General features: G+C 75.7%; 12 protein-coding genes. 9 read left to right on the forward strand and 3 right to left on the reverse strand.

What is annotated here, in order from left to right; translation table 11 throughout:
• The first annotated feature begins 10 nt into the window (after positions 1-10).
• From WCD58_RS31475 to WCD58_RS31485, 3 genes are all read left to right on the forward strand, one after another.
• Positions 11-778 (forward strand): IclR family transcriptional regulator, encoded by a 768-nt coding sequence (locus WCD58_RS31475; protein ID WP_337707087.1) that lies wholly within the window; start codon positions 11-13, stop codon positions 776-778.
• A 105-nt stretch (positions 779-883) separates the two neighbouring features.
• Positions 884-1,351: a cupin domain-containing protein gene (locus tag WCD58_RS31480; RefSeq protein ID WP_337707088.1), complete on the forward strand. Its 468-nt coding sequence runs from the start codon at positions 884-886 to the stop codon at positions 1,349-1,351.
• Positions 1,348-2,838, forward strand: a complete 1,491-nt coding sequence (locus tag WCD58_RS31485; RefSeq protein ID WP_337707089.1) for a flavin-containing monooxygenase — start codon at positions 1,348-1,350, stop codon at positions 2,836-2,838. Before WCD58_RS31480 ends, WCD58_RS31485 begins: the two co-directional genes overlap by 4 nt.
• A 98-nt stretch (positions 2,839-2,936) precedes the next feature.
• Here the strand turns inward: WCD58_RS31485 and WCD58_RS31490 are convergent, their stop codons facing one another.
• Complete coding sequence (locus tag WCD58_RS31490) at positions 2,937-3,893, reverse strand: hypothetical protein (protein WP_337707090.1); 957 nt, start codon at positions 3,891-3,893, stop codon at positions 2,937-2,939.
• Positions 3,894-3,976: 83 nt separating this feature from the next.
• Here WCD58_RS31490 and WCD58_RS31495 point away from each other — a divergent pair, with 83 nt between their 5' ends.
• From WCD58_RS31495 to WCD58_RS31505, 3 genes are read left to right on the forward strand one after another with little or no spacing between them, the layout of a single operon-like run.
• Complete coding sequence (locus WCD58_RS31495) at positions 3,977-4,447, forward strand: MarR family winged helix-turn-helix transcriptional regulator (RefSeq protein WP_337707091.1); 471 nt, start codon at positions 3,977-3,979, stop codon at positions 4,445-4,447.
• Between the two features lie 38 nt (positions 4,448-4,485).
• A complete protein-coding gene (locus tag WCD58_RS31500) occupies positions 4,486-4,929 on the forward strand; it encodes a DUF2243 domain-containing protein (protein WP_337707092.1) in 444 nt (147 codons plus the stop codon).
• The gene (locus WCD58_RS31505; protein ID WP_337707093.1) at positions 4,926-5,735 is read left to right on the forward strand and encodes a cytochrome c oxidase assembly protein; all 810 of its coding nucleotides are present in this window, start codon (positions 4,926-4,928) and stop codon (positions 5,733-5,735) included. The genes WCD58_RS31500 and WCD58_RS31505 overlap by 4 nt, the downstream gene beginning before the upstream one ends.
• Here WCD58_RS31505 and WCD58_RS31510 read toward each other — a convergent pair.
• Both WCD58_RS31510 and WCD58_RS31515 read right to left on the reverse strand, forming a co-directional pair.
• The gene (locus WCD58_RS31510) at positions 5,686-7,389 is read right to left on the reverse strand and encodes an alpha-keto acid decarboxylase family protein (protein WP_337707094.1); all 1,704 of its coding nucleotides are present in this window, start codon (positions 7,387-7,389) and stop codon (positions 5,686-5,688) included. The genes WCD58_RS31505 and WCD58_RS31510 overlap by 50 nt on opposite strands.
• Positions 7,390-7,402: 13 nt before the next feature.
• On the reverse strand, positions 7,403-8,950 hold the full coding sequence (locus WCD58_RS31515; RefSeq protein ID WP_337707095.1) for a class I adenylate-forming enzyme family protein: 1,548 nt from the start codon (positions 8,948-8,950) through the stop codon (positions 7,403-7,405).
• A gap of 70 nt (positions 8,951-9,020) precedes the next feature.
• Between WCD58_RS31515 and WCD58_RS31520 the strand changes: the two genes are divergently transcribed.
• The 3 genes from WCD58_RS31520 to WCD58_RS31530 all read left to right on the forward strand — a co-directional run bounded on the left by WCD58_RS31520 (position 9,021) and on the right by WCD58_RS31530 (position 11,746).
• Positions 9,021-9,938 (forward strand): pseudouridine-5'-phosphate glycosidase, encoded by a 918-nt coding sequence (locus WCD58_RS31520; RefSeq protein WP_337707096.1) that lies wholly within the window; start codon positions 9,021-9,023, stop codon positions 9,936-9,938.
• 85 nt (positions 9,939-10,023) lie between these two features.
• Complete coding sequence (locus WCD58_RS31525) at positions 10,024-10,878, forward strand: GAF and ANTAR domain-containing protein (protein WP_337707097.1); 855 nt, start codon at positions 10,024-10,026, stop codon at positions 10,876-10,878.
• Between the two features lie 25 nt (positions 10,879-10,903).
• Positions 10,904-11,746 carry an adenylate/guanylate cyclase domain-containing protein gene (locus WCD58_RS31530; protein WP_337707098.1) on the forward strand — a complete coding sequence of 281 codons (843 nt, stop codon included), beginning with the start codon at positions 10,904-10,906 and terminating at the stop codon, positions 11,744-11,746.
• Positions 11,747-11,793: the final 47 nt, after the last annotated feature.

An 11,793-nucleotide genomic window follows, 5' to 3' on the forward strand; every position in this document is an offset into this window, starting at 1 on the left:
GGAGACAGCGATGGCGAGTCCCACTGAGCGGGACGTCCGGGATCTGGCGGGCGGTCTGGACCGGGCCGCCGCGATCCTCGACGCCTTCGACGCGAGCCACCGCGAGCTGACGCTGGCCTCGCTCGTGCACCGCTGCGGGCTGCCGCGCTCGACGACCCACCGGACCGCCGACCGGATGCTGCGCCTGGGCTGGCTGGACAAGCCCGACGACCGCTACCGCATCGGCCAGCGCCTCTTCGAGCTCTCCGGGCTGGTCCCGATCCGCCACGAGCTGCGCGAGGCGGTGCTGCCGTTCCTGCACGACCTGCACGCCGCGGTGAAGGTCGCCGTGCAGCTCGGGGTGCTGCACGGCACCGAGGTCCTCGTGGTCGAGAAGATCACCGGGCACCGGCCGATGCCGATGCTCTCGCAGGTGGGCGGCACGATCCCCGCGTACTGCTCGGCGCTCGGGCGGGCGATCATGGCGTGGTCGCCGGCGGCGGCCGTCGACGCCGCGCTGGCGGGGCCGTTGCCCGCGCGGACGCCCCGCACGCTGACGTCTCCCGACGCCGTGCGCCGCGAGCTCGCCGCCATCCCCGACCGCGGCTGGGCCGTGGAGCGCGAGGAGGGCAACATCGGCGTCTCCTGCGTCGCCGCGCCGATCTTCGGCCCGCTGGGCGAGGTGGTCGCGGCGCTCTCGGTGACCGGCCCGTCGGCGGCGGTGCGCTCCGAGCGCGCGGGCCCGCCGGTGCAGCTCGCGGCCGCGGCGGCGTCGCGGGCGTACAGCGCGCGTCGGTAGCCGGCCGACCCCGCAGCGTCATCGGTCCCAGTGAGCGGGACGCGATGTTGGTGGCGCGCCTGCCCGTTTCGGACTCTGTGACTCCACCCACACGAGGAGGCACCGATGTCACTGGGCGGCGGGTACATGCTCTCGTCCCGGGAGGGTCGGCAGATCCCGGCCATCGGGCTGAACATCACGGCCAAGGCCACCGGCGAGAACACGCGGGACGCGTACTCCCTGTTCGAGTACGCGATCCCGGGCGGCGTCAACGGGCCGCCGCCGCACGTGCACACCCGCGAGGACGAGTCGTTCATCTGCATCGCCGGGAAGCTCGACGTGATGCTGGGCGGCGAGGAGGTCACCATCGGCCACGGCGACTACCTGCTGCTGCCCCGCGACGTCGTCCACACGTTCCGGAACCCGTACGAGGACGAGGCGCGCGTGATCTCCGTGGTCTCGCCGGCCGGCCTCGAGGCCTACTACCAGGCACTGGCCGACCTGCCGCCGGGCAAGAAGGACCTCTCGGTGATGCAGGCGATCATGGCCGACTTCGGGATCGAGCTGCGCCTGCCCGCGGAGAGCTCGTCGTGAGGGTCGGGATCGTCGGCGCCGGGGTCGCGGGGCTCGTCACCGCGAAGGTCCTCACCGAGGTCGGCCACGACGTCGTCGTCTACGACCGCACGCCCGACGTCGGCGGCGTCTGGAGCGCGACCCGCCGCTACCCGGGCCTGTGCACGCAGAGCCCGCGCGACACGTACGCGTTCTCCGACTTCCCGATGCCCCGCGACCTGCCCGAGTGGCCCTCGGGCGAGCAGGTGCAGGCCTACCTCGAGGCCTACGCCGCCCACACGGGCGTCGACCGGCTGCTGCGCCTCGGGACCGAGGTCACCGCGGCGGTGCCGAACGGGTCCGGGTGGACCATGACGACGTCGGCCGGCACCGACGTCGTCGACCACCTCGTCGTCGCCAACGGCGTGTTCTGCGAGCCCGCGATGCCGACCTTCCCCGGCGTCGACGAGTTCACCTCCGCGGGCGGGCAGGTGCTGCCCGCGACCGCGCTGCACGACCCCGAGGAGGTGCGCGACCGGCACGTCGTCGTCCTCGGCTACGGCAAGACGGCGTGCGACGTCGCGGTCGCGGTGGGTCCGACGGCCGCGGCGACGACGGTCGTGGCGCGCCAGCTCGTGTGGAAGGTGCCGCGCTGGGTCGGCGGGTTCCTCAACTTCAAGCACCTGCTGCTGACCCGCCTCGGCGAGTCGCTGTTCCGCTACCGCTACCTGCGCGGGATCGAGAAGTTCCTGCACGGTCCCGCGAACGGGCTGCGCTCCCGGATCCTCGACTCGCTCGGCCCGGTGTCGGCGCGCCAGTTCGGGCTCGAGGAGCTCGACCTGGTGCCGCGGGGGTGCTTCGAGGACATCGTGCGCGGCGCGATCGGCCTGACCACCGACGGCTTCTACGACGCCGTGCGCGCCGGCGAGATCGCGGTGCGCCGCGACCGCACGATCGTCCGGCTGCTCGAGAAGGACGGCGCCCCGCACGTCGAGCTCGACGACGGCGCGGTGCTGCGCGCCGACACCCTCGTGTGCGCCACCGGGTTCCGCCAGGGCGTGCCGTTCCTGCCCGACGACGTCGCCGCGCGCCTGCTCGACGAGCGCGGCAACTTCCTGCTCTACCGCCAGATCCTGCCGACCGACGTCGACGACGTGACCTTCGCGGGCTACAACTCCTCGTTCTTCAGCCCGCTGAACGCCGAGATGGCGGCGGCCTGGATCGCCGCGCACCTCGCCGGGCGGCTGGAGCTCCCGCCCCCGGCCGCCATGCGCGAGGCCGTCGACGAGCAGATCGCGTTCATGAACGCCGCGACCGACGGCCACCACGCCCGCGGCACGAAGATCATCCCGTTCTCGCTGCACAACGTCGACGAGGTGCTCGGCGACCTGGATCTCGACATCTCCCGCGGCGCCCGGGTCAAGCAGTACCTCAACCCCGTCGACCCCGGCGCCTACGCGGACGTGGCGCCGCGGTTGCGGGAGCGGCTCGCCGCTCCGGCCCGGACGGAGCCGCTGGCCCAGGCCTGATGGCGGGCCGAGGGCTCGAGCTCCTCGGTGGAAACGCTCCGGAGATCGAAGCGTTCTCGTGAAAGAGGAGCCGTCCTCGGTGGGCACGCCGCCGTCGCTCAGGCGCCGGTCTCGACGTCGGTGCGATCCTCACCCGGGCGACGAGCGAGCAGCGCCCGCGCCGTGACGGCGAGGCCGCCGAGGTAGGTCGCCGCGCACGCCGCGAGCACCGCCAGCGCCGGGGTGTCGAGGGCGTCGAGCGGCAGCATCCGGAAGGCGTGGGCGAGCAGCACGAGCAGGGCGAGGCCGACCGCCGCGACCATCGTCGCCACGGGGGCGAGGCGGTCGCGCAGCGCGGTGCCGGCGAGCAGGACGGCCGGCACCGCGAGCAGGAGCAGGCCGTGCACGCCGATGGCGTGGGGGAGCACGAGGTCGCCGCCGGCGGTGGCCGGGCGGAACCCGGCGAGGTCGGGCCCGACGGTGGCGGGGTCGGGGCCGAAGTACGCGCCGGTGGCCCCGAAGCCGCTGCCGACGCCGCCCCGGTAGACCCCGCTGTTCGTGGAGATCATGACCATGCCGACCGCGCAGCCCACGAGCACGACACCGACGCCGCCGGCGACACCCAGGCGGAGGGCGCGGGACACGGGCGACCGCAGCGCCACCACCAGCAGCACCACCATGCCGACGACGAACACCGCCGCCGTCCCGGCCGCGCCGCCGCGCATGAGGGCGGCGTCGAGCGGGGTGGTGAAGTTGTAGTGGCTGGGCACGCCGCGCCAGGCCTGGACCGCGATGATCGCGGTCTCGCCGAGCGCGAACGCCAGCACGGTCGCCCCGACGACGTGGCGCTGCCAGGCGCGCGTGCGCAGCCGTGGCAGCACCGTCGCGACCGACCAGCACAGCAGCCAGCCGGTCTCGGCGAACGTCGCCGGCTTGCGCAGCGACACCGGCCCGCCGACGGGCCCGCCGAGCAGGACCAGCGCGACGACGTGCACGACCATCGCGACCAGCAGCACCGCGCCGGCGGCCCACAGCACCCGCGGCCAGCCGGGCGTCCGGGGCGGGGTGGCGGCCATGACGATTCCTTCTCGCGGTGGACGATGACAAGATGTAACGGTCGACCTGGTGACACCGTTTGTCAAGCTCTATGGTTCTCGTCGTGACGTCGAGCGACCCGCCGCCCGTGGGCAGCGCCTTCCTCCTCACGCAGCTGGGCACCCACGCCGCGCAGGCGTTCGCCGCGCGGATCGGCGAGCTCGACCTGACCCCGCCCCAGACCGGCCTGCTGCGCGCGATCGCGGGCGCGCCGGGCAGCAGCCAGCAGGCGCTCGCGGAGCTGCTCGGCACGCCCGCGACCCGGCTCGTCGCGCTCGTCGACGGCCTCGAGCAGCGCGGGCTCGTCGAGCGCCGCCGCAACCCGACCGACCGGCGCCTGCACGCCGTCCACCTCACCGACGCCGGCACGGCGCTCATGGCCGACATCGGGCGCGTCGCCCGGCAGCACGACGACGCCGTGCTCGCCGCGCTGGACGGCGACGAGAAGGCGCGCCTGCGCGAGCTGCTCGCCAAGGTCGCCGCCGACCAGGGCCTCACGCCCGGCGTGCACCCGGGCTACAAGAACCTGCGCTGAGCGGTGTGCGGCCCGGTCGGCGCCGGGCACCACGCCCCATGACAGCGACCGGGCGCTCCGTCCTCGCCGGCGTCCTCATCGGGGTGGGCGTCGCGGCGTTCCTCGACGAGACCGTCTTCCACCAGCTCCTGCACTGGCACCACTTCTACGACGGCGCGGGGCTCGAGGCCGGGCTCGTGTCGGACGGGATCTTCCACGCGGGCGGCTGGATCGCGATCGTCGTCGGTCTGTTCCTCTTCGCCGACCTCCAGCGCCGCCGGATCACGGTGCCGAAGCGGGTGTGGGCCGGCGGCCTGCTCGGCTGGGGCGTCTTCCAGGTCTACGACGGGCTGTTCCAGCACAAGGTGCTGGGTCTGCACCAGATCCGCTACGAGGTCGACCTGCTGCCCTACGACCTCGCCTGGAACGTCAGCGGCGCGCTCGGCGTCGTGGTGGGGGCGGTGCTGCTGACCGGCCGGGCGCGGCAGGTCGAGGCGTCGTGAACCACGCGCACCACCACGCCGGAGGAGCCGGCTGGTGGCCGGCCCTGCTCGCGCTCCTGGTCGCCCTGCCCTACCTCGCGGCCGGCCTCCGGCTGCACCGCCGCGGCGACCGCTGGCCCGCCGGGCGGTGGCTCGCGGCCGCGGGCGGGGTCACCGTGCTGGCGGTCGCCCTGGCGCTGCCGGGCGCACCGTTCGCCTTGCACGTCGCCGGGCACCTCCTGCTCGCGATGGTCGGGCCGCTGCTGCTCGCCCTCGCCGCCCCGGTGACGCTGGCGCTGCGCGCCCTGCCCGCGCCCGGCCGCCGGCGCCTGCTGCGCGTCCTGCACGGCCGCCCGGCGCGCGTGCTGACCTGGCCGCCCGTGGTGCTCGTGCTGGACCTCGGCGGGATGGCGGCGTTCTACCTCACCGACCTCTACGCCCTCGCCCACGCGCACCCGGCCGTGATGGCGCTGGTGGACCTGCACATGGTGCTCGCGGGCTTCCTGCTCGCGGTGGTCGTGGCCGGGGCGGACCCGCTCCCGCGCCGCCCCGGGCTCGTCGGCGCGCTGCTCACGCTGCTGGTCGCGGCGGCCGGGCACGACGTGCTCGCGAAGCTGATGTACGCGCGCGTCCTGCCCGCGGACGGCGGCACGCCGGCGGAGATCCGGCTCGGCGCCCAGGTCATGTACTACGGCGGGAGCGCGGCCGAGGTCGCGCTCGCCGTCGCGCTGATGGCCGGCTGGTACGCCCGCGGCGGGCGGGAGCTGCGCCGCGACCTCAGGAGGAGGTCGGCGCCGGCGTCGGCGCCGACCCCAGCACCGCGGTGAGCGCGGCGAGCAGGTCCGGCACGTCGTCGCGGGGGACGACGGCCTGCACGAGCGTCACGCGGTCCGGGCTCGTCGTCGCGCCCGCGAAGGCCGCGCGCAGCTCGCCGACGGTCGTCGCGCGCGTCGCCACGAGGTGCTCCCCGCCGCCCATCGCGCGGGCCAGCGCCGGCCAGTCCCAGGGCGTGATGTCGTTGTACGACTCGTCCGGGCCGTGGATGGCGCGCTCGACGGTGTAGCCGTCGTTGTCGACGACGACGATCACCGCGGGGATGCGCTCGCGCAGCACGCTCGCGAGCTCGGTCGCGGTCATCTGCGCCGCGCCGTCGCCGATGAGCAGCACGCCGCGGTGCCCGGGCAGCGCGGCGCACGTCCCGAGCAGGGCGGGCAGCGTGTAGCCGATCGACGCCCACAGGGGCTGGCCGACGAACGTGACGCCCGCGGGCAGCCGGTGCGGCGCCATCCCGTAGAAGCTGGTGCCCTGGTCGGCGAGCACGATGTCCCCGGTGCGCAGGAAGCCGCTGACCTCGGCCCACAGCGTGTTCTGGCTCAGGGCCTCGCCGTCGGGGGCGGAGCCCGCGGCGGGCGTCGGGGCCGCGAGCGGCTCCGACGGTGCGGGCCCGTCGCGGCGCGCGGCGACCTCGGCGACGAGGGGCTCGAGCGCCGCGAGCGCGGTCGGCAGCTCGACCGGCGAGAACGTCGCCGCGCCGACCGCCGCGGTGCGCGGGGCGAGGTCGATGGTGCGGCTGCGCGTGATCCGCTGGGTGAACATGCCGCTGTTGAGGTCGGTGAACACGACCCCGGCGACGACGAGCACCGCGGCGTCCTCGACGGCCGTGCGCGTGGCCGGCGGGCTCGCGGCGCCGGTGTAGGTGCCGGCGAAGCGGGGTGCGCTCTCGTCGACGAGGCTCTTCGCCCACGGCGTCACCGCATGCGGCAGCGGCCCGGCGGCGAGCAGCCGGGCGAGCGTCTCGCCCGCCCCGAGACGGTGCACGGTCAGCCCGGCGAGCAGCGTGACGTCGTCGGGGGTCGACGCCGACTCGAGCAGGCGCCGCGCGGCGTCGACGAAGCCGGCGAGCGCCTCGGGGTCGGTGGTGTCGACGGTCGCGGGCAGCGCCGGGCGCGCGCTCTCGGCGGGGCCGGCGGCGACGTCGGCGGGAATGACGAGGTAGCCGGGGAGGCGCTGGTCGCGGACCTCGCGCAGCAACCGGTCGATCTCGCTCACCGCGTTCTCGTGGGTGAGCGTCGCCCGCGCGCACGTGATGTCGGCGTGCATCGCGGTGAAGTGCCCGAACCGCCCGTCGCCGAGGGTGTGGTGCACGGGGCGCTGCTGCGCCTGCGAGGTCAGCGCGGGCGCGCCGACGATGTGCACGACGGGCACGTGCTCGGCGAAGGCCCCGGCGATCGCGTTGATCGCGGAGAGCTCGCCCACCCCGAACGTCGTGCAGAGCGCGGCGATCCCGCGCAGGCGCCCGTAGCCGTCCGCCGCGTAGCCGGCGTTGAGCTCGTTGGTGCACCCGGTCCAGCGCACCGTCGGGTGGTGCGTGACGTGGTCGAGCATGGCGAGGCTGTAGTCGCCGGGGACCCCGAAGACGCGGTCCACCCCCAGCTCCGCCAGCCGGTCGACGAGGTGGTCGGCGACGGTGTATCCGCTCACGGTCCGCACGCTCTCACGAGGACGGGGCCCGCGCCGAGATCGCGGACCGGTCGGGTTTGCCCTGCTCGGTGAGCGGGACCTCGTCGACCGCGACGACCACGAACGTCGCCGCCACCGCATCGCCGTGCTCGGCGGCCACGGCGTCGCGGCACGCCCGCGGATCGGCCGGGGTGCCGTCCCACGACTGCACCGCCGCCACGCGACGGTCGCCGTCGGCCACCACCACCGCGTACCGCACCCCCGGCACGCGCATCAGCGTGTCCTCGATGCCCGTCGGCGTCACCAGCCGCCCGTCGACGACGGCGCAGTCCGCGGCCCGCCCGAGGATGTGCAGGTGCCCGTCGGCGCCGAGGCGGCCGAGGTCGCCCGTGCGGTACCAGCCGTCGACGAAGTGCTCGGCCTGCTCGACGGGGCGGTTCCGGTAGCCGTGGGCCATGGCGGCCGAGCGCACCTCGATGCTCCCGAACTCCGGGTCGAGCGCGCCGTCGTCACGGCGGAACCGCACCTCGACCCCGGGCAGGACGCGCCCGGCGCTGGTGGCGCGCCCGGGATCGGCGGGGTCGTACTCGTCGGGGCGCAACGCGCTGACGATGCCCATCTCGCTGGCGCCGTAGGTGTGCTGCAGGACGGGGCCGAGCCGCTCGACGGCGCGACGGCGCAGGGCGGGCGGGGCGGAGGCACCGATGTGCGTGAGCGTCCGCAGCGTCGACAGGTCCCGGCGCGCGACGTCGGGGTGGTCCATGAGCGCGACGAGCTGGGGCTCGACCAGGAACAGGTCGGTGATCCGCTCCGCCTCGACCTGCTCGAGCAGCGCGGCGGGCTCGGAGTCGTCGCGCAGCACGACCACGCCGCCGCCGATGATCGTCTGGGCGACGAGGATCTGGGTGAGGTAGGCCTCCGCGCCCGACGCGAGCTGGCGGCGCTCCGGGCGGTGCGGGGTGGCGACGGCGGCGGCCCAGGCGGCGACGTCGCGCACGCTGCTCTTCGGGATGCCGGTGGTGCCGCCCGAGGACAGCACCGTGCCGAGGTCCGACAAGTGCGAGCGCGACGGGAACGGCTCGCGCGACTGCGCGGCGGCGAGCTCGTCGAGACGCCGCGGGACGCCCGGCACCGGCCCGACGGCGACCAACGGCGCGCCCGTCTCCGGCAGCAGGTGGGCGGTCTGCGGGAACACGACGACCAGCGCCGGGTCGATCTGCGCGAGCTGCTGCGCGCGCCGGTCCGCCCCGGGCGGCGCGGACAGGTACACCGCGCCGGCGTCGACGAGGTGGGTCGCGTAGCGCACCGCGAGCGCGTCGGCGCGGTTCGGCGCGTACTGGGCGACGAGGTCGCCGGGCCCGACGCCCAGGCTCGCCAGCGCGCCGGCGTACCGGTGGATCCGGGCCAGCAGCGCGGCGCCGGTGGTCTCGCCCTCGGGGTGACGCAGCACGACGCGGTCGCCCGCCGCGTGCAGCGCGCCGACGATCTGGTCGACCGAGGGGTGGACGCCCGGCGGTGGGGGCGGTGGTGTGGGCGATGCTGTCGACGCCGGGTCGACCGGCTCGGCCGCCGTGTTCGTCACGCTCCGCACGCTTCCGCGCGGGGCGGGCATGATCCAGCGGCCGATCGGGTGAGGGGCAGGGGAGTCGCGGATGTCGGTGGTCGTGTCCGACGAGGTGCGGGCGGCGCTCGCGGCCGGACGCCCGGTCGTCGCGCTGGAGACGACGATCCTCACCCACGGCCTGCCGCGCCCGCGGAACCTCGAGGTCGCGCGGGAGGCCGAGGCGCTGCTGCGCGACGCGGGCGTCGTGCCCGCGACCGTCGGCGTCGTCGCCGGCCGGCCCGTCGTCGGGCTGACGGACGCGCAGATCGAGCGCCTCGCCGCGACCGACGGCGTCGAGAAGGTCAGCGTCCGCGACCTCCCGGTCGCCGTGGCCCGCGGGGCGGACGGCGGTACGACGGTCGCCGCGACGGCCCTGCTCGCCCACCGCGCGGGCGTCGGCGTGTTCGCGACCGGCGGGCTGGGCGGCGTGCACCGCGGGGCGTCGACGACGTTCGACGAGTCCGCGGACCTCGTCGCGCTCGCCGCCGTGCCGATCCTCGTGGTGTCGGCGGGGGTGAAGTCGATCCTCGACGTGCCGGCCACGCTCGAGCGCCTGGAGACGCTGAACGTCACCGTGCTCGGCTACCGCACCGACGCGTTCCCGGGGTTCTACGTGCACGACGCCGGGGTGCCGGTGCCGGCGCGGGTCGAGGATCCGTCGCAGGCGGCGGCCGTGGTGGGGGCACGCGACGCGCTGGGACTGTCCGGCGCGGTGCTGCTGGCCAACCCGGTGGCCGCGGAGGCGCAGCTCGACGTCGCCGAGCACCGCGCGGTGCTCGACGCGGCGCTCGCGGAGGCCGCGCAGTGGGGGATCGCGGGCCACGACACCACGCCGTTCCTGCTCGACCACGTCCACCGGGCGACCGAGGGGCGCAGCCTTGACGTCAACGTGGCCGTCTACCGCGGGAACGTGGTGCTCGCGGGGCGGGTGGCGGCCGCGCTGGCGGCGGACGGCGGCGTGGTGTAGCCGACGGTGCGCTCGGGTACGCGCCGGGCGCCCGGGCGGGGCAGCATGGTGGCGGACAGGACGGCAGGACGTGAGGGGAGATGCGGTGACGGGGCAGGGCAGTCAGGTCGACTGGGACACGGAGCGCACCGCGTTCGTGGCCGAGGACGCGACCGAGCGCGCCAAGGGCGACGACGGCTACCCGCAGAACGGGTCCGCGCCGGCCGGCGGCCCGCGGATCGGGCTGCTCGCCGGAGCCGTCGGCGACCTCACGCGCGAGCTGCTCACCACGCCGGGCACCGGGGGGATGGACGCCGTCCTGGAACGGGTCGTCGACCTCAGCCGCCGGGTCGTCGCGACCGCCGACGTCACCAGCGTGACCCTGCGCCGCGGCGGCAACGACGGCTACTCGACGCCGGCGTACTCCGACGAGCTCGCCGTGCGGCTCGACGGCCTGCAGTATGAGTTCGAGGAGGGCCCCTGCGTCCGGGCGCTCGAGGCCGGTGGGCTCGGCGTGGCCGGCAGCGACGACCTCGCCCGCGACGACACGTTCCCCCGCTTCGGCCCGGCCGCCGCGGAGCTCGGCGCCGGCAGCGTGTTCGCGGTCGGCCTCTTCCCGGTCGGCGAGAAGCGGCCGTTGCGCGGTGCCCTGAACTTCTACCGCCACGACACCGGGGGCTTCGGTCGGACCGACCGCGAGGCCGCGCTCCTGCTCGCCGCGCACGTCTCGACGGCGCTGGCCTACGTGACGGTCACCGAGGCCGCCGAGCTGCACGACGTCCAGTTCCAGACCGCGCTCGACTCCCGCGACGTGATCGGGCAGGCCAAGGGCATCCTCATGGAGCGCCGCGGCCTCGACGCCGGCGCCGCGTTCGACGTGCTGCGCCGCGCGTCCCAGGACCTCAACGTCAAGCTGCGCGACGTCGCGGCCACGCTCGCGGAGCGCCGCTCGGAGCTCTGAGGGCGCCGTGCGTGAGGATCACGGTATGGCCGACCCCGCAGGCGACGAGGAGCAGACCCCGGAGCAGACCCCGGAGCAGACCCGGGCGCAGCGCACGCGCGAGGCCCTCGGGCGGGCGGGGCGCCGGGCCCGGGAGCTCGACCGTTCGGACGGCCTGCGGGCGGCGGTGCAACGGGTGCGTCGCGCCCTGCCCGGCGACGCGCACTTCGGCGACCCGCTCTCGCTCGGCGGCGCGCGGCACGCGGAGTTCGCGGGGCGGGCGGTGGTCGGGCTGACCGGCGACCGGCCCGGCGTGACGCGGGAGGTCGGTCTCGGCGGCCTGCAGCTCTGGCAGGCGGTGCTCGAGCGCTTCGGCGGCGGGGTGGGGGAGCGCGAGGTCGTGCTGGTGTTCACCGACCTCGTCGAGTTCTCCCGCTGGGCGCTGGCGGCCGGCGACGACGAGGTGCAGCGCGTGCTGCGGGAGGTCAGCGAGGCGTGGGAGAAGCCGGTGACCGACCGGGCGGGCACGGTGGTCAAGCGCCTCGGTGACGGCATGATGGCCGCGCTCGCCGACCCGGAGGCCGCCGTCGAGGCCGTGTTCGAGGCCCGGGACCGGCTCGCGCGGGTGCAGGTCGCGGGCTGGACGCCGCGGATGCGCGCCGGCCTGCACCTGGGGCGCCCGCGGCGCGTGGGCGGGGACTACCTGGGCGTCGCCGTCAACACCGCCGCGCGCCTCGGCGACCGGGCGGGGACGGGCGAGGTGCTGGTCAGCGGGGACCTGCTCGAGCGCCTCGACTCCTCGCGCCTGTCGGTGCGCCGCAAGCGCTGGCACACGAAGCTCAAGGGCACCCCGGAGGACCTGACGATCTTCGCCGTCGACCGTCCCTGAACGCGCCTACGTGCGTGATCTTCTGAGCTATGGCTCAGAAGATCACG

Source organism: Actinomycetospora flava (assembly GCF_037400335.1).
Classification (GTDB): Bacteria; Actinomycetota; Actinomycetes; order Mycobacteriales; family Pseudonocardiaceae; genus Actinomycetospora; species Actinomycetospora flava.

Bases quoted from the DNA above. Each gene is read 5' to 3' on its own strand.
- WCD58_RS31475 (WP_337707087.1), top strand. From the start codon at position 11: ATGGCGAGTCCCACTGAGCGGGACGTCCGGGATCTGGCGGGCGGTCTG.
- WCD58_RS31480 (WP_337707088.1), top strand. From the start codon at position 884: ATGTCACTGGGCGGCGGGTACATGCTCTCGTCCCGGGAGGGTCGGCAG.
- WCD58_RS31490 (WP_337707090.1), bottom strand. From the start codon at position 3,893: ATGGCCGCCACCCCGCCCCGGACGCCCGGCTGGCCGCGGGTGCTGTGG.
- WCD58_RS31500 (WP_337707092.1), top strand. From the start codon at position 4,486: ATGACAGCGACCGGGCGCTCCGTCCTCGCCGGCGTCCTCATCGGGGTG.
- WCD58_RS31520 (WP_337707096.1), top strand. From the start codon at position 9,021: ATGTCGGTGGTCGTGTCCGACGAGGTGCGGGCGGCGCTCGCGGCCGGA.
- WCD58_RS31530 (WP_337707098.1), top strand. From the start codon at position 10,904: ATGGCCGACCCCGCAGGCGACGAGGAGCAGACCCCGGAGCAGACCCCG.